This is a genomic window from Lancefieldella parvula (genome assembly GCF_963547875.1).
In the GTDB taxonomy this organism is placed as follows: Bacteria; Actinomycetota; Coriobacteriia; order Coriobacteriales; family Atopobiaceae; genus Lancefieldella; species Lancefieldella parvula_D.
Genome location: NZ_CAUUSI010000006.1, coordinates 36,503 through 57,947, shown reverse-complemented (window position 1 = coordinate 57,947; position 21,445 = coordinate 36,503). Strand labels below are relative to the sequence as shown.

Sequence of the window (21,445 nt, the reverse complement as noted above, 5' to 3'; positions counted from 1 at the left end):
AGCCCCTTTCAATTCACCACGTGTGATATGTGGGTTACGTGGGTTAAAAAGTCGGGCCCCATCCAAGGACGAAGCCCGACCTAGATACTTAGATTCTACTCGCATTTTCTGCAGCAACTGCGATGTTTATCTGCAATTCTGTGAGCGGATGCTACTCGGCCTTCTTCTCTTCTGCCTTCTTAGGAGCAACAAGATTGAAGAGAATTGGGAGGCAGAAGCAGACAACGCAGATGCCCGTGAGAACTGCACCCTGGACGTTCAGAGCAACGTTACCAAAGATCAGAGCCATGATGGAGAAGTCGGCGTCAGAGAAGGTAGCGGAGGTGAAGCCCATGAGAGTGAAGACTGGCATGCATAGTGCAGGCAGGAAGGTAATGAGCAGGCCATGGACAAAGGAGCCAGCAATGCAGCCCTTGATGCCGCCCTCTGCGTTACCAAAGACACCTGCAGTTGCGCCGCAGAAGAAGTGAGGAACAACGCCTGGGAGGATCAGTGCAATAGCAGCGACCTGTGCGTTAATGACACCCAGGATAAGCAGGCCCAGGATGCCGCCAACGAAGGAGCTCAGGAAGCCGATAATAACGGCGTTTGGAGCATAGGTGAATGCGATTGGGCAGTCGATTGCTGGCTTTGCGCCAGGGACAAGCTTCTGAGCAATACCCTTGAATGCAGGAACAATCTCGCCAATGATCAGACGGACACCGGACAGAATGATGTAAACACCACCAGCGAAGGAGAGACCGCGAGTAAATGCCCAGACAATCCAGTTAGTGGTGGTCTCGGTACCAATGTTCAGCAGGTCGCCGAGGTGCTGAAGGCCCGCATACTGTGGGTTAGAAGCAAACTCTGCAGCGGTAGTTCCTGCAGGTACCAGGGTTAGAAGGCCACGGCTGACGGCAACGCCGGTGATAACCAAGAACATGATGATCATGGTCAGACCAATGGAAACGGTGTTGTCGCGCAGGAAGATGAGACGCTTGGAGAACTTGATATTCTCGGTGCTATTCTCGCGATCGGAAGCAAAGAGCTTACCGACCATACCGGCAAGCCAGTAACCAGCGCCGCCGAAGTGGCCAAGTGCAACGGAATCGCTGCCGGTAACCTTGCGCATGGTTGGCTGGCAGTATGCAGGAGACAGAACCATGATCAGAGCAAGCAGGCATGCGCCGGAGATGTAGAGCATCCAACCGGAAAGGCCGCCGACGTGCAGGATGATAGCGAGCATAGCTGCCATGTAGAGAGTGTGGTGGCCGGTGAGGAAGATGTAGTTAAAGCGAGAAAAACGTGCGAGGACAATGTTCAGGACCATGCCGATGCACATGATGATTGCGGTTGCCTGACCAAACTCGCCAAGTGCGAGAGAAACGACGGCCTCGTTGTTTGGGACGACACCCTGCATGTCAAAGGCGAAGTTGAAGATCTCGCCAAAAGCCAGGAGGGAACCGGTCTGCAAGAAACCTGCACCTGCAGAAAGAACGAGGAAGCCGACGATGGTCTTGAGGGTGCCCTTGATGAGGTCCTCAATTGGCTTTCCCTGAAGTGCCAAACCCAGCAGGGCAACAAGGCCAACTAGGATGGCTGGTGTTGATAACACGTTTACAAAAAACTCAACAACAGGCATACAAAACCCCTTTCAACAAAACGCGTGTGTGTGCAAGCGCGTAAGAACGACGGTGCGCGCGTTGCCTTAAACGTAGTGCTCTTTGTCTGATTGTAGCCTAATTGTGTTTATTTTGTGTCGATTTATTTATGTTTTTGTAGGCCTAAACGTTCACAATGTTCATTTGATAGAAAAATGAAGCTCAAAACAGTGAGGAAGTGTACTCATAGAGCTGTCATATAGATTTTTAAGGAACGGTTGATACAAGGTCCAGGCGATTATGTGTCCGCCTAACCAAAAACGTATAAACAATCTCGAATATGCAAGGAAACTAATCAAGAAATTGATATGACGGAAAGTGGTGTCTGATTTGGGTAAAAAACCCGTTTAGTTGGAGATAAATTTTCTAGTTCGGCGTTTTGGCACTTGCATTTTCCCAGTTGAGCTTTTTCATAAAAGTTTCAATCAAAATTGACCGAGAGTTTATGCTGGTAGATGATCTGCATAGAATACATGCGTTTTTGTATATTCCAACTAAACGCATTTTTTACCACTTTGACTGTCAAAACGCTTATTTAGTGGCAAAAACGGTGGAAATTCACGGATTATTAGGAAAAATGGTCGGGTTGACTGGATTTGAACCAGCGACCTCTCGGTCCCGAACCGAGCGCTCTACCAAGCTGAGCCACAACCCGTTATGTTTTGCCTTGTCCGACGGGATAAATCCATCAAACATTTGCCGCTCTATGTTACCACTACAACTTGCAGGTGGTGGAGAAGCCTCGCCAACCTTTTGCTTGAGCTGCGGCTGCGATTGCGTCGGCAGCATCGCGTGATTCGCAAAGCGCAAAAGAGCTGCTACCTGAGCCGGAAACCTGAGCACCAAGAACGCCAGGCTGTGCCTTTAGCCACTCCTCTACCTCGGCTACCTGTGGTTTTAGCGATTTTGCTGCTGGCGCAAGATTGTTGAAGAGGAGGCTTGCTACCTGCTGAATGAATTGCTTACTTGCAGCGGCATTGTCAGGGGCGGGTTCCATGCCTGCAGCACCCTGACCAGCGTTACGCAAAAGTGCGGACAAATTCTCGTAGGACTCCGGAGCAATTGGTGACTCATCAAACTGGTCGTATGCCTCTTTGGTAACAACACCTGTTTCTGCTGGTAAAACAATAGCAAGCGGAGCGTCAACAGTAGACGTATAAGTTTCTACCAGCGTATCTCCTGCACCCAGCATAAGTGATGGTCGTGGGTCTAGAAAAAACGCAACGTCTGCGCCCACAGCCTTGGCTACCTCAACTACCAGTGGATCCAGCGGGTCAACACCCCAGCGCTGAGCCAACAGATAGAGCGTCGCGGCGGCGTCGGCTGACGATCCACCCAGACCGGCCTTCTCGGGAATGTGAACCTGTACGTCAATGGAAACATCTGGGGAAACTCCCAGCTTATTGGCGAGAAGAACCGCGGCCTTCCAGGTTGTTGTGCGCTCAGGCAACACGCAGAGCTGCGGCTCATGCGTAACCGTAAGCTCCGGCGCGTCATCGACAACAACTGTGTCGTACAGCGCAACGGGAACCATGAGTGAATCTACTTTATGGTATCCTCGCTGGTCTTTCTGAGTGTGAATGCCCAGGTGAAGGTTGACCTTGCAAGGAATCTGAATGATTTGGCGTCCAAAATTGGACAACGAGGCAGCCATGAGTGTGAGCCTAGTCGAAGTAATGCGGGCGCTTCTGAACTACTCTTCAAACTCGAAGTCAAACAAACGCTCACCGGTCTCAAAATCAAAAAGCTCAACAGTACCGGTCAGAACGTCAACGTACTGGTAGGACTGACGGGCAGTGCGACCGCGGCGCTCGCCAACCTCAACGATGAAAAGAGATGGATGGGCCATAACCAGGGTACCTGTGCGCTCAACAATACGAGAACGGCCCATGTTGGCCTTGACCTTGAGTTTTTGGCCCTGAAGTGAGCTGAGCTTCTCGTGAATCTCGTCTACACGATTAACTGGTGGAATCTCGTTTTCCATCAATCCTCCAAGTCAATCAGTACGTTTGCGATGCGACACGTTGATGTGTCGGAGATTTGTACCGGTCGACAAACAATAGTCAGAATTTCCGAAACTCCACTATACGAGGTAGAAAATAAAATCTCAAGGTTTTACGACAAATGTCACGGGAACAACATCAGTCGATCGGTCAGGTTTGCGTCAAGATCGCGAGAAGATCGTGTCAGGTTCGTGTTAGATTTGCGTCAGGTTGGCATCGGACTTGCAACGACAGCGCGTCAGAACCCCAACAAATTTATGACAAATAGGGGTCCTCTGATAAAATTAGTAACTAACTTCAAAACACAAGGAGGCCCAATGACTGAGACTCTGGGATATGCCATCAGTAAGACCTGGTATATCGTGCTTATTTTTGTTGCTCTTGCTATCGGAATCGCATTCCTTTCCAAAAAGAAATCATCTAAAGCTCTTGTTGCTTTATCAGCGCTTTGCCTGGTATTTAGCGTAGGGTCGTTCGCATTTGGTGGATTGACTGTTTCTGAAGCACAGTCCAAAGGCGCTTCATCTGAACAGCTCAATTCCATGAACCTTATCGAGCTTGTCCAGGCTAACCAAGCCGCACCAGCTCAGACCTCTGTTAATGACGTCAACGAGCTCTACAACAAGATGGTTTATGTCTATCAGTACGGCTCGCCTATTTCGCAGTCGCTCGCGAGCGACAATCCTTTTGTTCATCATGATCTACCTTGGGTAGCAGCGACTCTTCCTGAACTGAAGAAGCTGCTCGACAAAAACGAAGTAGTCTACGTGTCAACAAACAGTCAGATTTTCAAACAGTTGCACATTAACCCTGGTGAAAACGCCGTCGAGCCTTTTATATTCTTTGTTACTTCGGTTAATCCAGCCGGTAGAGTTTTCCCACTTACAACTGGCGATATGTCTCGTACTGGCAAAAAAGATGGCGATAAAATCACGGTTGGTGACAATCTTGAGTTTACGCTTCGCACGGTTCATACCGATCAGGGAGACTATGTGCTTGGCCTTAACTACCAGGTCCTTTTGGCTATCAGCAGTTACTTCAAGGATTATAAGTAATTTTTGGTATTCCAATAAAGGAGTACAACTGACCATGTGTCGCTGAACGCGCAAAATAAGCCGCAACAAAAAACTCCCATTCTCGTGAATGGGAGTTTTGTTTTCTCGACAAATGCTTTTAAAGCTATTAAGAAGCCTTTTGGATGCTTTGGACCAACCAAGTTTTACTTAGCTGGGCAGAGCGAGAGGGCGGCCTCATCAGCAATAACGGTGCAGTTGGTGTGAAGCTGCAGGATAGAGGCTGGGCACTGAGGCGAAACGTTGCCGTAGCACATGTCGTAAACGGCCTTGGCCTTGTCCTCGCCGCTAGCCACAATCAGAATGCTGCGCGCGAACATAATGGTCTGCGTACCCATGGTGTAAGCCTGGCGAGGGACGTCCTCCATGCGCTCAAACAGGCGACTATTTGCCTGAATGGTGCTCTCGGTAAGGTCAACGCAGTGCGTACCCTTGGAGAAGTGGTCGTCAGGCTCGTTGAAGCCAATGTGGCCGTTGTGGCCAATACCAAGAAGCTGCAGGTCAGGATAGCCAGCCTTAGCAACAAGCTTATCGTACTCGGTGCAAGCTGCCTCGACGTCGGGATTGGAGCCGTCAGGCACGTGGGTGTTCTCAAGATCAATATTTACCAGGTCAAAGAGGTTTTTGCGCATGAAATAGTGATAGCTCTGAGGATCTTCGTGAGAAAGGCCGCGATACTCGTCAAGGTTGTACGTAGAAACCTGTGAGAAGTCCAGATCTCCCCTCTTGCACCAGTCAGCAAGCTGGGCATACGTGCCAATTGGCGTTGAACCAGTTGCCAGGCCAAGGACGCAATTTGGCTTCAAAATGATTTGTGCAGAGATGACGTTTGCAGCTTTCCTGCTCATGTCCTCGTAATCGCGAGTGCGAACAATCCTCATGTCTACCTCCAAGACAGAAGTCACAGTTACATTTAGTTTAACATTTGAAGCAAAGAAAAAAGTAACCGGTCGGCGAGAAGAACAAATATCTCGCTGACCGGTTTTGACCTGTTATATGGCGTGTTTCTGTCGCTAATCTGTCGCGATTCTGACACAAACCTGACGCGGCGGCAGTTTTCTGTCTGGAATCTGTCAGGAATCTGTCGCGATTCTGACGTGAAGCTGACATAGTGGCGGTTTTCTGTCCGGAAGCTGACGCAAACCTGACATGACCCTGGCGCAAATCTGACGCGAAACCTACGCCGTGCCTATCCCTGAATCTGCTTGGAAAGATTCTGCAGAGCGTGGAAACGATGCGATATAGCGTTCTTCTCGTTAGGCTCAAGCTCTGCCATGGTTTTACCTGGAGCATCCTCTGGCCAGAAGAGTGGATCGTAACCAAAACCGTTGTGACCCTTTGGCTCGTGGCCAATAACGCCCTCGCAGTCGCCCTCTCCTACCAGCACAGATCCGTCTCTGTAGACCAGAGCAACGGTGGAGTGGAAGCGAGCAGTGCGGTCCTCATCAGCAACGTCAGCAAGCTCAGCCAAAAGCTTCTGATTGTTTGCAGCATCATTGCCATGCTCGCCAGCATAACGAGCAGAATAGATTCCAGGAGCTCCGTCCAGAGCGTCAACGCAAATGCCGGAGTCGTCTGCAATAGCCGCTACGCAATCTACCTCGTCAAGCGCAGCCATTGCCTTAATCAGAGCATTGTCACGGAACGTCTGGCCGTTCTCTTCTGGATCAGGGAAATCGCCCAGCTGACCAAGCGCTACAAAGCTTATACCAGGCATTACCTTAGAGAGGATAGCCTCAATCTCAACAAGTTTGTGAGCGTTGCCCGTTGCAACTACCACGGTTGTATTTGGATCAAAGGTCACAGCGTTAGAATCCTGATTTTCACTGTTTTGACTCATGGTTACTCCCTAAATCCAGTCACTTGATTCTGCAGGTCAACAAGGTGAGCAATGCCAGCCTGACCAAGGTCGAGCAGCTGATTGAGTTGCTCGCGATCAAATGGGCCACCCTCGCCTGTTCCTTGTACTTCAATTATCTGTCCAATTTCTGTTCCCACAAGGTTCATATCAATGTCCGCATGAGAATCCTCGGGATAGTCAAGGTCCAGCAGCGGCTGACCGTTTACGTAACCCATAGAAATCGCAGCTACCTGACCTGTAAGAGGAAGTCTGGGCAAGAGGTCCTTCTCGACAAGTGAATAGAGTGCGTCGTGAAGCGCCACCCAAGCGCCCGTAATGCTGGCAGTTCTAGTGCCGCCGTCTGCCTGAAGGACGTCGCAGTCCAGCGTGATGGTGTACTCGCCCAGGCGGTTGAGGTCAACAACGGAGCGCAACGAGCGGCCGATTAGGCGCTCAATCTCCATGGAGCGACCCTTGCGGTTGGCGCGCTCTCGCTTGGTGCGGCGGTTAGTCGACGCAGGTAGCATGGCATATTCGGCCGTGACCCAACCCGCGCGAGAACTGCGTCGCCAGGCGGGAACGCCCTCTTCGACGGTAGCGGTGCACAGGACACGCGTGTCGCCAAACGTGACCAGGCACGATCCGTCGGCGTTCTTCATAACGTTGCGCTCAAGGGTGACGGGGCGCATCTGGTCCCACGCGCGGTCAAACGAGCGCGCGGCCTGCGCGGCAGCGTCGGCCTGCACGGGTTTCTCGCCAGAAAACGCGCTTTCTACCTGGTTATTCATTGCACTCCTAAGAAAAAACGCGACACCCGAGGGCGCCGCGTGAGGTTCCATGGTGGGCGATGAGAGATTTGAACTCCCGGCCTTGTGCGTGTAAAGCACCTGCGCTAGCCGCTGCGCCAATCGCCCGTGACTGTAGAAGTTTATCACAGCTTCCACAATTCTTCGGCGGCAATTATGAATTCTGCACCTTCATTGCACGACCTTTGCACAAACCTTACGCCAGCTCTTCCAGAATTCGACGCATTTCTTTCTGAACGCCCTGCTCGGTGTTAGGCGCAACGACCTTGGTGGCAATTGTCTTGAGCGCGTAGCGAGCGTTGTCCATAACGTACGCGGTGCCCGCATAACGCAGCATGGCGTAGTCGTTCATAGAGTCGCCAAAAACGGCAATCTGGTCGCGAGAAATGCCATAGTACCTGCGAATCTGCTCAAGTCCTGTGGCCTTGTTCACACCACGAGGCACCACGTCAATCCACGTCTCGCCGGAAGGCATGAACGAAAGCCTGTCACCCATCTCACGCTCAAGAATCATAGCCATGTCCATGGATCGAGCCCTTGAATCGCAACAAATAGCAGCCTTGATGATGCTGACGTCAGGTGAAGGCGGGTCAAACACGCGCTCGGCGTTTGGCAGGTCTTTGTCAAGCTCGCGCACAAACGCACTCTGATCGTCCAACAGATACGTATGCGTGCGGTCATAAACAACCAGGTGAATGCAGTCAAACTCGGACGTCAACTCAAACAGCTTACGAATAGAAGCTGACGAGAAAACCTCGCGGTCGATAACCTCGTTCTCTACATAGACCTGCGTGCCCAGGGAAGCCACGTAGTCAATCTTGTCCGCAACCGGCTCAAACAACCAGCGCAATGTATCGTAACGACGACCGGAACTTGCCACGAAGTGAACGCCGTGCTTGTACAGCTCTTCGATAAGCTCAAATGTCTCTGGCGGAACCTCGGAGTTCTGGTCCAGTAGCGTACCGTCCATGTCCGATGCAATGAGTCTAATCATGCTAGTTCTCCATCATAAAACGGGGAGTCTCCCCTGCTTTTGTTGCGCGTACCAGCTCAAGCAAGGCATGCGCAACGCCGTCATCTGCAGATGCACCTACGTGGTGCCTTGCTACCTGCTTGACCTCTGGAATTGCGTTTGCCACCGCCACCGAATGCGGAACTTTACTTAAAATCTCAACGTCATTCTCGCCATCTCCAAAAACAAGCACCTCTTCTGGAGAAATGCCTGTTCTTTCCAGGAGTGTCTCAAAACCAGTCAGCTTGGACACACCCTTGGGAAGCACGTCAAACCACTGAGGGACAACCGACATGGTGTACACGTCTGGACAAGCTGCGGCCACCTTTTGGCGACAGCGCTCCATGTCCTCCTCCGTGCCTGGGCACGCAATTGTTGCGGCGACAAAATCGACGTCGTCCGGGACTTGATCAACAATGCCCGAGACAAACACCAGTTTGCGCTCGTAATCGGCGAGAATGTCTTTGTCCAGCGGGCCGACAACATATGCCGGGTTAAAGAGGTTGGTCTTCTCTGGATAGCAGACCAAGAACATGTTCTTCTCGTCAGCAAGAGCATCTGCGACACCCTGCAACGTTTTGTGGTCAAAGATGGAGAGCGAGATGGTCTTGCCTTTGTACAGCACGCGCTTGCCTGTAGACATGACGCCTGTTTGCATGCACGCCTCGTCGAGGCTGAAAAGACGCATCAGCTCAACGTAATCTCGGCCGGTACAAGGGCCAAAGGCGATATCTGTTTCTTCCAGGAGCGTGTGAATAGCCTTGCGTGTGAAGTCCGACACGTGTCTATTGCCAAAAGGTACCAGCGTATTGTCCATGTCAGATAAAACAAGCTTAATCACAAACGTCCCCCGTTGCTGTACGCTGCGCAGGTTGGTGTGGACGCATGGTACGTCGCAGCTTCAAGTTGACGTAAGCAATGTGACTTAAAGCTGACACAGCTCCAAGCTGCATCTTTGTACTTCTACATATTTGAACTGTGCGCCAAAACGTCAAAGCGATCAATCTTGAGCAACACTTGGTCTAGTCCAATCATACCCGAGAGACGCACCTTTGACGCATTCGAAGTCAAAATTAGAAGATCTCTAAACCCGGAGCCCCGACGGCCGCCAACCCACTCCATGCGCTTAATGTCCTGGTAGTTGATGGAAATTTCAGAACCTACAAAGGGCACTACAACCATCTCGTCATCAAAAAGCGAGACCTTATAACGACTCAAGATGTACCACGCCATAAACATGACAACCGAGAAGGACGCAAAAAACGCCATAACAATGTCCGGGTTTGGCGTGAACACGTTAACATAGCAGAGCCAGCCGAGAATAACTGCGATTGCGCTAACAAATGCCATGTCAATAATGAGCGAACGCGTGAGCGATGCGGGAGTCACGTAGGTATCGTGGTGGCTATGGCGGCGCTCGGAGATTCCAACGTTTCCCGAGTGCTCCAAAATCGCAGCTGTAACGGGTGCCGCAACGACAACAATTCCAAATAACACTGCGAGCATTGCGACCTCCCTTTCCCCACGAAAAAAAGAACGATGACCCCTCTTAATTATGCTACGCTCCCGTCCACCATTAGTTGACAAGGGTGAACGGGAGCGTAGACGGTAGAAATCTAGCTATGAGTGGCAAAGCTGCAGGTCAAGCGGGCGCGGGCGCGGGTGCGGCGTCGGCGTGCGAGCTGCGACGGTCGGCGCGGGTGCGGGCGCTAGCCGCGAGCGCGGCACGGCGGCGCGACTCGCGGACAGCGCGCGGCGCGAGCAGCGCGGTCAGCGCAGGTGCTAGCTGCGGGCAGCAAACTTGGCGACGAGCTTCTCCAGAAGGTCAACGGTAACTTCAAGGCTTGGCACGGGGACAAACTCACGCACGGAGTGGGCGTTATATCCACCGGTAGCAATGTTGGGGCATGGCAGTCCGCGGAAGGTGAGCTGGGCACCATCGGTACCGCCACGAGCGGCAACTGGCTTAGGCTCAATACCGACCTCACGATTTGCCTCAAGCGCATAATCAATCAGGAACTCGTAGCCGTCGAACTTCTCGGCCATATTGCGATACTCCTGGTGAATCTCAACGCGGACGGTATTCTCGCCATAGCGCTTGTTCAAGAACGCGGCGATATCCTGCAGGACCTGCTGGCGGTTGGCAAAAATCTGGGCGTCGTGGTCGCGGACGATGTAGCTGAGCTTAACCTCGGACGCGGAGCCCTCGATGACGATTGGGTGGTAGAAACCTTCGTAGCCCTCGGTGTGCTCAGGACGCTCGAAAGCGGGGACCATCTGCTGGAACTCGGATGCCACAGTGATTGCGTTGATCATGACGTCCTTGGCGCTGCCGGGGTGCACCATGACACCCTTGAAGTAGACGTCAGCGTGGGCGGCGTTGAAGCATTCGTAGTTGAACTCGCCGAGAGCCTCGCCGTCGACGGTGTAGCCGTACGCTGCGCCGAGTTTGTCCAGGTCAAGCAGGCTTGCTCCGTGACCGATTTCCTCGTCGGGAACAAACGCAATCTTGAGCGTAGGGTGCGCAAGCTCGGGGTTGTCGCCCAGACGCTTGAGTAGCGCGCAGATCTCGGCCACACCGGCCTTATCGTCAGCAGAAAGCAGCGTGGAGCCGTCGGAGCAGATGATGTCCATGCCCACAAAATCCTTGAGGTCAGGGACCTGCTCCTGGGTAGTTGCGATGGTCTTGCCGTTAACGACGCCGGCGACCAGATCACCGCCCTCGTAGTGGACGACGTGCGGCTTGATGCCCGAGGCGGGCGCGTCGATGACGGAGTCCAGGTGCGAGCAAAGCATCAGCGCGGGAGCCGACTCGGCGCCCTTGGATGCGGCGAAGGTGCCGGTGACGTAGGCGTGCTCGTCGACGGTGACGTCGGTGCAGCCCAGTACCTTGAGCTCTTCGCCCAGGTAGCGAGCCATCTCGTGCTGAGCGGGCGTTGAAGGGGTGACGGTGTCGTTGTCAGGGTTGGACTGGGAGTCGACCTGCACGTAGCGCATGAAGCGCTCGGCGACATCGGGGAGCTGGTTAGTTGCGTTTTCAGACATAGGCATCCTCTCTGGTTCGGGCAAGGTCGGCGCGGTGCGGGTGGTGCGAGCGCGGGTCGTGCGGTCACGCGGGTGCGGGTCGCAGCCGGCGGCCTTGGATGTTGTATGCATTTACTGTACCGCAACTCAAAACGAATTAAACCTACCTGCACGAACTTTGCGCGCGCATGCCATAATAATTGCAAGAAATGCGAAAGGCGGAGCGCTATGACAAACGACTCTTGGACGCCACAGTTTCATCTCTTCCCACCTCAGGGTTGGATGAATGACCCAAACGGACTTTGTCAGTTTAAGTCCGTCTACCACGCGTTTTACCAGTACACTCCCGAGTGGCCTGCCAACGAGCTGCGTTACTGGGGACATGCTGTGAGCAAGGATTTGCTCTCTTGGGAGACGCTACCTATTGCGATTTCTCCAGACGCAGCTTGCGATAAGGACGGTGTGTTTTCGGGTTCGGCCTGGATTGAGACACACGACGCAGCAGGCGGCTGTGGTCACGACAGTGTGGCGGCCGGCGACTGCGGTCACGGTGACGATGCGGCGGCCGACAACGATGCGGCGGACAACAATGATGCAGCGGCCCGCGAGGTCATGCGGCTCTTCTACACCGGAAACGTTATGGACGAAACGCACCCAGAAGCCGACGGCATTGACGTTGGTCGAGAGGCCTATGAGGTGATGGTGACCTCTGAAGATGGACTGAGTTTCTCGCCAAAACGCGTTGTTTTGAAGCCGGCCGACTACCCCGGTACCTGCACAAACCACGTGCGCGACCCGAAGGTTTGGGAGCAAGACGGGGCTCTGCGCATGCTGTTAGGCGCTCGCGAGAGGGACACTGCGGCTGGTAACGCAAAAACCGCAGATGAACGCTGTGATTCGGGAGCGGTGTTGATTTACGACTCCAGTGATTGTGGCGAGTCGTGGACGCTCCACTCGGTTGTACGCGGGGCTAACGCCCAGGGTCAGCGCGAGGCGTTTGGCTACATGTGGGAATGCCCTTTTTTGGTGCAGCTAAATGACCAGGAGTTTCTATCTGTGTGTCCGCAGGGGCTAAGAGAAGGCACTGGTACGGAGCCAAGCGCCGGTACGGAGCCAAGCGCCGATGCGTTCAAGAGGAAGCGCTTGAACGATTCCGATAACTTGCAAGAGAATACTTCAAGCGAGCCTCTTGACAAGTGGCAAAACATATGGCAGTCGGGCTATTTTCCACTTCCAGAGAGCCGGAAGCTTATCAATGTTGAAACTGTTTCTACCGATAACTTTGTGCTCTGGGATCACGGTTTTGACTTTTACGCACCTCAAACATTCGTCGACGATTCTGGCCGAACCATTTTGATTGGATGGATGGGCATCATTGATCCGACTTACCATAGTTATCCTGAAGGCATTGGATTCTGCCACAACCTTACTTTGCCCCGAGAGCTTTCGCTGTCTGATGACGGTGTCATCCTGCAACATCCAGTTAAAGAGCTTGATGCAAGGCGATGCGAATGTGCGGAATTTGGCGCCGATGATCTCGTTGAAATAGGTCAACTATCTGCGGATATTAAGATTTCGGGCATCTCCGGAGATGGAACGCTTACTCTCAACGACGCACTTGTGCTTTCTTACTCCAAGGGCATTTTTACCTTGCAATTCATTGACAAAGACACCGCTGCAGGTAGAACTCAACGCTCTATTGAGCTAAAGCAGCTCTCTGACCTGCGTGTTATTGTCGACGGCTCTACCGTGGAGATTTACCTGAATGATGGTCGCGTAGTTTTCTCGACGCGATGGTTCCCTGCGTCCGAGCGTCTAGCGTTGAACAGCACTTTTGTTGCTTCTGGCTCGCGAGCATACAGCCTAATCGCGTAGCTCGGTGGATTTGCTTGGCATAGTCTGGCGCCGACACCAAAAGAATACTGTTTGTAGGCACGGATTGACGCCGTTATGCACGAAATTGCATATTTCACACGTTTTATAAGCAAAATTTTCACAGGACTTGGAAAATTGCCGTTTTTGAGACTTCAGGCGGTAAAAAATGCGTTTAGTTGGGAATGAAGGAATTTAGTTCAACTTTTTATATTCGCGTTTGCCCAGGATAAGCGAAAAAGTTTTAACTATTTCTTTTACTAATTGAGTCAAAACACCTCATTTTCAAAATGAATACTCCAACTAAACGCATTTTTTACCTTTTTGGGCCCGAAATCGTCAAAAATGAGCCCCGAACCATGGTTTGGGGCTCATTAACGTGCAAATTACAACTTTGTAGCTGGTTGCGCACCAACTTCGCAGCCGATTACGCTGGTTGCGCGACCGGTCGGCGCTGGTTGCGCGGCCGGTCGGCGCGGGATGCGCGCTCGCAGCCACGTGTCTCGGCGCACAGACCGCGTCGACCGCACTACTTGACGCCGGCCTTCTTCTTGGCGCGCTCGATAGCAGCCATCTGCTCCTCGGAAAGCCTAATGGAACCGTAATCTTTTCCGTGGTCAGGCGCGGTGCGACCAAGATCGCCCAGGTTAGCACCGGTTGCTTCCAGTGCAGACACGCGGTGCGAAGAGCAAGAGTGGCCGCCCTCACGGACAACGGAATCCAGGCCAAACTTGTCGCGGCCGGTATACGGCATAGTTGCGTCGTTGGTGACGGGGTCGTCAGCGTTTTCTAGCTTGAACTCGCCATTTACGCCATTCTTGTAGTTCTCCTTAGCAACCGAAATCATCAGCTTGATACGGTTGAGCTGGTTAACCTCGGACGCACCTGGGTCGTAGTCGACGGCAACAATGTTGGACTCGGGGTGCATCTGGCGCAGGCGCTTGATGACTGCCTTACCAACGACGTGGTTTGGCAGGCAGGCAAACGGCTGAGCGCAGACGATATTTGGTGTGCCCGTCTCAATGAGGTCGCACATCTCGGCGGTGAGCAGCCAACCCTCGCCCATCGTGTTGCAGAGCGAGAGAATCTGACCAGCCTTCTCGGCCAGTTCATCGATGTTGGGATATGGCTCAAAGCGCTCGGACTTCTCCAGCATCTTGTTGATTGGCGCGCGCAGTCCCTGGACCATCTTGATGCCCGCGATGTGCGTCATGCGGCTCTTGAACGAAGTACCAAGCTCCTTGTGTGTGTTGATCGCGTTGGAGAGGCCAAACAGGAAGAAGTCGACCAGACCCGGAACGTTAGCCTCGCAGCCTTCGGACTCGATGACCTTGACCAGCTCATTGTTGGCCGTTGGGTGGAACTTAACCAGAATCTCGCCGACGACGCCGACGCGTGGCTTCTGGCGGTCATTGACCACGGGCAGGCTGTCAAACAGCTCGATGGTACGCTGGCACTGCTTGTAGAATTCCTTGCGAGAAATTCCGTTGATCTTGGAGCGTGTATCGGCCATGAGCTGGTCATACAGCTCATTTGCGGAACCCTTGACTGCCTCGTAGGGACGAACACGATACAGCAGCTGCATAATCAGGTCGCCGTATAGCAGCGCGTAAACTGCCTTGATGAGCAAATCGGGCTTGAACAGCTTGAATCCTGGGTTGTCCTCGTCAAGGCCGGAAGCGGCGGAGACGGAAATGACCGGAATCTCTGGATGACCTGCGTCTTTGAGCGCCTTACGAATCAGTGCAATATAGTTGGTTGCACGGCAGCCACCGCCGGTCTGCGAAATCAGAACTGCGGTCTTGGTCAGATCGTACTTGCCGGAAAGCACTGCCTCCATAATCTGACCCGTGACCAGGATGGATGGGTAGCAGATGTCGTTGTTGACGTAGCGAAGGCCCATGTCAACGGCACCCTGGTCAACCGAAGGCAGCAGCACAACGTTGTAGCCCGCACCCTTCAGCAGCTCCTCTACCAGCTCAAAGTGGATCGGCGCCATCTGCGGAGCCAGGATGGTATAGCCCGCTTCCTGCATCTCCTTGGTGTAGCGAACCTTCTCGTAAGCTGCGGATTCTGCCTCGCGGTACACGGGCGCACGGCGAGAAGAACTAGCGCTCCTGGCCTTTTCCAGAGAGCCGTCGGCCATGCGAACGCCCTGAGGAACAGCCTCGGTAACAAGACCAGCAGCTGCAAGTCGCTCCAGCTCTGCCTGCTGCTCGTTTAAAGCAGCCATCAGCGAGCGGATACGAATACGCGCAGCGCCCAAGTTGGAGACCTGGTCGACCTTGAGCATGGTGTAGATCTTGCCCGAAGCCTCAAGAATCTCCTGGACCTGGTCGGTAGTCAGTGCGTCAAGGCCACAACCAAACGAGAAGAGCTGGATGAGGTCCAGGTCGTTTCGGGACGCAACAAAGCGAGCCGCACGGTACAGACGCGAGTGATACATCCACTGGTCAACAATACGGATGGGGCGCTCAGGCATCATCTTATGGGCAATGGAATCCTCGGTGAGCACGGCAAAGCCAAAAGAAGAGACCAGCTCAGGGATGGCGTGATTAATCTCTGGGTCGTTGTGGTATGGGCGACCTGCAAGAACAATACCGTGAGCGTCGTGCTCTTCAATCCACGCAAGAGCCTCGTCACCTGCGCGGTGCATCTGGTCCTTGACGTTGATGTCTTCCTGCCAAGCAGCCTCAACAGCGGCGTCAATTTCGGCGCGCGTGATGTGCTCGCCGCGGAAGCGACCCTTGCCTACCTGGGCGTCCTTCTCGCGCTGTTCACTGATGAGCTCGTACAAACGACGCTTGAGCTCGTTTTTCTTGTCGTACGGAATGAACGGAGCCATGTACTGGATGGACGGATCAGAGAGTTCGTCCACGTTGAGGCCCAGCGCCTGAGGGTAGCTCATAACAATTGGGCAGTTGTAGTGGTTGGTTGCGGAGTCGTCCTCCTTGCGCTCCCAACGAATGCATGGCATCCAAATGAAGTCCGGGTCCTTGGCCAGCAAGTTCATGATGTGGCCGTGGGAAAGCTTCGCGGGATAGCAGGCGGACTCAGAAGGCATGGATTCGATACCTGCGTCGTACGTCTTTGCGGTGGTCTGGTCGGACAAAATGACCGAGAAGCCCAGCTTAGTGAAAAACGTGTGCCAGAACGGATAGTTCTCGTACATGTTCAGCGCGCGAGGAATACCCACGGTGCCGCGTGGAGCCTCGTCTACAGGAAGCGACTCGCGATCAAACAGCAGCTTGTTCTTGAACGCAAAAACGTTTGGTGCCTCGTTCTTCTTAGCGCCACGCTTCTTACCTGCGCCTTTCTCGCAACGGTTACCGGTGATAAACCTGTGGCCGCTGCCAAAATCGTTAATGGTAAGCATGCAGCTGTTAGGGCAGATGCGGCAGTGTGTGTTGGTAAGCTTGACCTGCAGATTATCGATGGACTCGCGGTCAAGCAGAGTGGATACGCCATCAATACCTGCGCGGTCGCGGGCGAGAAGAGCGGCGCCGTAGGCACCCATGACACCTGCAATATCAGGACGGATGACATCTCTGCCGGTGAGCAGCTCAAAAGCACGGAGCGTTGCGTCGGACATAAAGGTACCGCCCTGAACAATGCAGTGCTCGCCAATCTCGCTGAAGTCGCGGAGCTTAATGACCTTGAACAGGGCATTCTTGATGACGGAGTATGAAAGACCAGCAGCAACGTCGCCGATGGTTGCACCCTCCTTCTGCGCCTGCTTGACGCGGGAGTTCATGAAGACGGTACAGCGGGATCCCAGGTCAACAGGGAGTGTTGCCTTGGTTGCAGCGGTTGCAAACTCGCGGACGTCCATCTTCATGGAGTCGGCAAAAGATGCAATAAAGGAGCCGCAGCCTGCAGAGCAAGCTTCGTTCAGCATAATGTGCTCAATGACGCCGTCTTTGACCTGCAGACACTTCATGTCCTGGCCGCCAATATCAAGAATGAAATCAACGTCTGGGACAAATGCCTTAGCGCCACGCAGGTGAGCAACGGTCTCAATCTCGCCCGAGTCTGCACGCAGAGCCTCAATCAGGATGCCCTCACCATAACCGGTGGTTGTGACATGGCCAATAATGCAGTCGGAAGGCATCTCGTCGTAGATGGAGTCCATGATTTTGCGAGCGGTACCCAGGATATCGCCGTTGTTATTGTCGTACCAGGTGTAAAGAAGCTCGCCCTTCTCGCCAACAACAGCAGCCTTCATAGTGGTAGAACCTGCGTCGATGCCAATGAACACGCGGCCGTGGTAGTTGGCCAGCTGGCCTTTGGGGACTACCTCTTGATCGTGGCGGGCCTTGAAGTCGTCAAAGTCCTGTTGAGTAGCAAAGAGTGGGTCCAGACGAGCAACCTCGGAGCCCTGGATGTCCTTGAGGTTGTCCAGCGCCTCCATGACCTGCGTAAAGGTGATTGGTCGGTCGGACTCGCCCGCCAGAGCAGCGCCCGTTGCAACAAAGAGGTGAGCGTTCTTTGGCAAGACGATGTGCTCGTCGTCCAGGTTAAGCGTGATGTAGAAGCGACGGCGCAGTTCAGAGAGGTACTGCAGCGGGCCGCCGAGAAACGCGACGTGGCCGCGGATAGGGTGACCACAGGCCAAGCCAGAGACAGTCTGATTTGCAACGGCCTGGAAGATGGAAGCAGCGATGTCGGCAGGAGCGGCACCCTCGTTGAGCAGCGGCTGAACGTCGGACTTAGCAAAAACGCCGCAGCGAGATGCAATTGGGTAGATCTGCTTGACGTCTTTTGCCAGCTCGTTGAGGCCAGTTGCGTCGGTCTTGAGGAGAGATGCCATCTGGTCGATAAACGCACCGGTACCACCAGCGCAGGTACCGTTCATGCGCTGCTCAATGCCGTTATCAAAGTAGATGATCTTTGCATCCTCGCCGCCCAGCTCAATAGCAACGTCGGTCTGAGGGATCAGCGTCTCAACAGCGCGCTTGGAAGCGATGACCTCCTGGACAAACTCCAGGTCAAGCCATTGTGCCAGCAGCATTCCGCCGGAACCGGTGATTGCGGCGTACATGGATGTCTCGCCAATGTGCTTCTGAGCTTTAACAAACAGGGAACGAGCCGTTGCGCGAACGTCGGTGTGGTGGCGCTCGTAGTTTGCGTAGACCAGCGTGCCGTCCTCGTCGATGACGGACAGCTTTACAGTTGTGGAACCAACGTCAATGCCCAGCATAAGGTGGGCCTGAGACAGGTCAAGTGGGACGTTTGGTGCAAGCTCTGCACCGTTCTCTACCAGCTCAAACTTTGGACTAATCATTGTTTTCCTCTCCGAGAACAAGAGTTGCAAGCGCAAATCGTGGAACATCTAGCTTGATTGGCTTGCCGTACAGATCGCCAGGCGCAACAAACATCAAGCCGGTCATAAGGCCTGCCATCTGCTCGTCGCTCTCGCGCATGCCGCCGATTAACCAGCGGATAAGGACGCCGACCTCGGCAGAAATTGCGAAGGTCAGATAGTAGTCAAAGAAGGGACCAAGTGCGCGCGGATCAAGATCGTGCAGGGCGCGCTGGGCGATAACCTCGTGTACCAGGTGCTTTAGTTTGTCCTGAAACGCGGGATCGCCGCCGTTACCCAGCAAGGGGCGCAGGTAGAAGCCGTGCTTGCGAATGCTTCGAAGCATCTCCGTTGCGCCGGGGCATGGCTTGTAGGAGTCAATGGCCTTCTTGAGCTCGACAAGGTTCACGCGAGCGAGCTGCTCAACAGCAGGTCGGAGCTCTGCTAGCGCTTCCTTTTCGATGTGGAGCACCAGGTCAGGGATGTCTTTGTAGTGAGAATAAAAGGTTCGACGCGTGAGGCCAGCGCGCTCCGTTACGCCCGTGACGGTCACGGAAGTAAGGTCGCCGGTAGCGTCTATCTCTTCTGCCAGGGCTTTTCTGAGCGCCGCACGAGTTCTTGCGGTGCGTCGATCAAGCTTGCAAGCTGAAAAAACAGCAGGTACAGACAATGTTTGCGTCATACGTTTCTGAAGCCTCTCCTGGTTGCAGGTACGCGAGCGCGCATCGGGTGAGCTGAGGGTGCTAGCGCGACAGCACAACAACACCGTAGCACCCGACTTATTGCACATACTGAGTATTATTACACACCCTGTGTAATAACTGCAACCTCGAGAAGATCGATTTTCTCGCCAGACTTACTTTGACCGCTAGGGTTCTATTTGACCTGCTAGCGCGCCTGATTTCTGCAAAGAATCTGTAACTTTTGCCTAAATACTTCAAAGAGTCTGTGGATTTGCCTGATTTCATCAAAGAATCGGTGTCCAAAATACAGAATCTTTGCACTTTTCAGGCGGGGTTTAAAGCGTGTCCGAGCTCACCCCTCCAGGGAGCCTGATGTTATTGTCATGTCTGAACAATTTGCCGAAAAAGTGCACCATATCTGAGCTATTTGCCGGCTTTTTTCGCCATGTCTGAGTTAATTTACTCAGACATGATGAGCTTTTCAGGCTCGAAGACCGCAAACTGTCTGCAGCAGCGCCTGGCGAGAAACCCCGTGCACTCCCCGCCGGCGCTTCGCGCGTCCGACCTGCAAGTTTGTCCGCACACGACGCTGTGACCGTACAAAAAACCGGTGTCCACCTGCGTGAACACCGGTCTGACCTGCATGTTATGTGGAGCTTCCAGCTTGCACGCTCTCACCTGCATGTTATGTGGAGCTCGGAACCCCGCGCGCCGTGGCCGCTACCTGCGCTTACGCGAAGCGCTCGACGCCGTCCTTGGAGACGCGCGCGAAGAACAGCGGTTCCAGCTCGGGAGCGTTTTCGCCAAAGACCAGAGCCTCGCGGAAGATGCGCTCGCCCTCATCAAGACGGCTTTCGTCACCGGTCAGAAGCGTTGCAATCACATCGCCCTTCTCGACATAATCACCGGTCTTGCGCTCAAGGATAATACCAGCTGCTGGGTCGATTGGATCGCCCTTCTTCTCGCGGCCAGCGCCCAGAGCAACGGAGGAAATGCCCACCAGCTCAGCGTTCATGGACGTAATATATCCGCTGGTTTCGGCCACAATATCGCGACGGAATGGCGCGGCCTCAAACTTGGTGGTATCGAAGATGACCTCGTCGGTGCCGCCCTGGGCCTTGACCATCTGGGCCAGCTTAGCCAAGCCCTCGCCGTTTGCAATCTGCTGACGGGCCAACTCGCGGCAGTCCTCAACGCTTCCCTTACCTGCGAGGTTAAGCATGTTTGCAGCAAGTTCAACGCAGACATCGGTCAGATCATCAGGACCTTCACCCTTAAGCGTGGCCACTGCCTCAATGACCTCGAGGGAATTGCCCACGTTTTTGCCAAGAGGGCGATCCATGCCAGTAATCAGTGCTGCGGTGGTGCGGCCGACGTGCTCGCCAATGGAAACCATGGCATCTGCCAGCTCAATTGCGGAATCGACGTCCTTCATGAAGGCGCCGGAACCACACTTGACGTCCAACAAAATGCAGTCGGAACCGGAAGCAATCTTCTTGCTCATGATGCTCGACGCAATCAGAGGCACCGAGTCAACTGTTGCGGTAACGTCGCGCAGCGCATAGAGCTTTTTATCAGCTGGAACAAGATTGCCCGTCTGACCTGCAACGGCAACGCCAATCTCGGAGACCTGCTTGAAGAAGTCAGGCTCGGAAATCTCAATGGAAAGTCCTGGAATTGCCTCAAGTTTGTCCAGCGTACCGCCCGTGTGACCCAGGCCACGGCCGCTCATCTTGGCAACCTTTACGCCTAAAGACGCAACAAGAGGGGCCACTACCAGCGTGGTCTTATCGCCAACGCCACCAGTGGAGTGCTTGTCAATCTTAATACCAGGGATTGCCGAGAGGTCCATCATGTCGCCGGACTCGGCCATTGCCATGGTCAGGTGAGCCGTCTCGTGCGCAGTCATACCCTTGTAGAAAATGGCCATCGCCAGCGCTGAGGCCTGATAATCGGGAATATCCCCAGCTACATAGCCCGAGACAAAGTAATCAATCTCGGCGTCGGTAAGCTCGCCGCCGTCGCGCTTCTTTTCAATCACGTCGTACATGCGCATAGTTGAACCTCTTTCCGCTGTTCGCGTTCGTTGCCGTTCGCGGCGCCGTCAGGCGCGTTCGTTGCCGTTCGCGTTAACTCTCTAGTAAAAGAGCCGGTAGCGAGAAACTCTACCGGCTCGCAATTTCATGCAAC

The 21,445-nt window shown here is 53.8% G+C and carries 15 protein-coding genes and 2 tRNA genes; 2 read left to right on the top strand and 15 right to left on the bottom strand.

The annotated features are described in order from the left end of the window. Window positions 1-151: 151 nt before the first annotated feature. The 4 genes from RWJ96_RS03760 to RWJ96_RS03745 form a co-directional block, all read right to left on the bottom strand. Entirely contained in the window at window positions 152-1,621 is a 1,470-nt protein-coding gene (locus tag RWJ96_RS03760; protein WP_314019021.1) for a PTS ascorbate transporter subunit IIC, read from the bottom strand. Between the two features lie 597 nt (window positions 1,622-2,218). Next, window positions 2,219-2,295, bottom strand: a tRNA-Pro gene (locus RWJ96_RS03755). A gap of 60 nt (window positions 2,296-2,355) precedes the next feature. After that, window positions 2,356-3,294: a 4-diphosphocytidyl-2C-methyl-D-erythritol kinase gene (locus RWJ96_RS03750; RefSeq protein ID WP_314019019.1), complete on the bottom strand. Its 939-nt coding sequence runs from the start codon at window positions 3,292-3,294 to the stop codon at window positions 2,356-2,358. A 39-nt stretch (window positions 3,295-3,333) separates the two neighbouring features. Further along, a complete protein-coding gene (locus RWJ96_RS03745; protein WP_035435578.1) occupies window positions 3,334-3,624 on the bottom strand; it encodes a Veg family protein in 291 nt (96 codons plus the stop codon). 336 nt (window positions 3,625-3,960) lie between these two features. Here RWJ96_RS03745 and RWJ96_RS03740 point away from each other — a divergent pair, with 336 nt between their 5' ends. Further along, a complete protein-coding gene (locus RWJ96_RS03740; protein WP_314019018.1) occupies window positions 3,961-4,698 on the top strand; it encodes a hypothetical protein in 738 nt (245 codons plus the stop codon). Between the two features lie 164 nt (window positions 4,699-4,862). On the opposite strand, the gene nagB is transcribed toward RWJ96_RS03740, so the two are convergent. The 8 genes from nagB to pepT all read right to left on the bottom strand — a co-directional run bounded on the left by nagB (window position 4,863) and on the right by pepT (window position 11,419). Beyond that, window positions 4,863-5,597: a glucosamine-6-phosphate deaminase gene (nagB, locus tag RWJ96_RS03735; protein WP_314019017.1), complete on the bottom strand. Its 735-nt coding sequence runs from the start codon at window positions 5,595-5,597 to the stop codon at window positions 4,863-4,865. 308 nt (window positions 5,598-5,905) lie between these two features. Next, on the bottom strand, window positions 5,906-6,556 hold the full coding sequence (rdgB, locus tag RWJ96_RS03730; protein ID WP_314019016.1) for an RdgB/HAM1 family non-canonical purine NTP pyrophosphatase: 651 nt from the start codon (window positions 6,554-6,556) through the stop codon (window positions 5,906-5,908). Window positions 6,557-6,558: 2 nt separating this feature from the next. Continuing rightward, a complete protein-coding gene (gene rph, locus RWJ96_RS03725; RefSeq protein ID WP_314019015.1) occupies window positions 6,559-7,344 on the bottom strand; it encodes a ribonuclease PH in 786 nt (261 codons plus the stop codon). A gap of 50 nt (window positions 7,345-7,394) precedes the next feature. Then, window positions 7,395-7,470, bottom strand: a tRNA-Val gene (locus RWJ96_RS03720). An 88-nt stretch (window positions 7,471-7,558) separates the two neighbouring features. Further along, a complete protein-coding gene (locus tag RWJ96_RS03715) occupies window positions 7,559-8,356 on the bottom strand; it encodes an HAD family hydrolase (RefSeq protein WP_314019014.1) in 798 nt (265 codons plus the stop codon). Window position 8,357: 1 nt separating this feature from the next. Next, on the bottom strand, window positions 8,358-9,215 hold the full coding sequence (locus RWJ96_RS03710) for an HAD family hydrolase (protein ID WP_314019013.1): 858 nt from the start codon (window positions 9,213-9,215) through the stop codon (window positions 8,358-8,360). 122 nt (window positions 9,216-9,337) lie between these two features. After that, complete coding sequence (locus RWJ96_RS03705; protein ID WP_314019011.1) at window positions 9,338-9,880, bottom strand: hypothetical protein; 543 nt, start codon at window positions 9,878-9,880, stop codon at window positions 9,338-9,340. 276 nt (window positions 9,881-10,156) lie between these two features. Further along, window positions 10,157-11,419, bottom strand: a complete 1,263-nt coding sequence (gene pepT / locus RWJ96_RS03700; protein ID WP_314019062.1) for a peptidase T — start codon at window positions 11,417-11,419, stop codon at window positions 10,157-10,159. A 207-nt stretch (window positions 11,420-11,626) separates the two neighbouring features. Between pepT and RWJ96_RS03695 the strand changes: the two genes are divergently transcribed. After that, complete coding sequence (locus tag RWJ96_RS03695; RefSeq protein WP_314019010.1) at window positions 11,627-13,273, top strand: glycoside hydrolase family 32 protein; 1,647 nt, start codon at window positions 11,627-11,629, stop codon at window positions 13,271-13,273. 526 nt (window positions 13,274-13,799) lie between these two features. Here the strand turns inward: RWJ96_RS03695 and RWJ96_RS03690 are convergent. The 3 genes from RWJ96_RS03690 to RWJ96_RS03680 all read right to left on the bottom strand — a co-directional run bounded on the left by RWJ96_RS03690 (window position 13,800) and on the right by RWJ96_RS03680 (window position 21,311). Further along, window positions 13,800-18,554 (bottom strand): acyl-CoA dehydratase activase-related protein, encoded by a 4,755-nt coding sequence (locus RWJ96_RS03690; protein ID WP_314019009.1) that lies wholly within the window; start codon window positions 18,552-18,554, stop codon window positions 13,800-13,802. Further along, window positions 18,547-19,254 (bottom strand): TetR-like C-terminal domain-containing protein, encoded by a 708-nt coding sequence (locus RWJ96_RS03685; RefSeq protein ID WP_314019007.1) that lies wholly within the window; start codon window positions 19,252-19,254, stop codon window positions 18,547-18,549. The genes RWJ96_RS03690 and RWJ96_RS03685 overlap by 8 nt, the downstream gene beginning before the upstream one ends. A gap of 731 nt (window positions 19,255-19,985) precedes the next feature. Continuing rightward, window positions 19,986-21,311 carry a pyrimidine-nucleoside phosphorylase gene (locus tag RWJ96_RS03680; RefSeq protein ID WP_314019006.1) on the bottom strand — a complete coding sequence of 442 codons (1,326 nt, stop codon included), beginning with the start codon at window positions 21,309-21,311 and terminating at the stop codon, window positions 19,986-19,988. Window positions 21,312-21,445 lie beyond the last annotated feature (134 nt).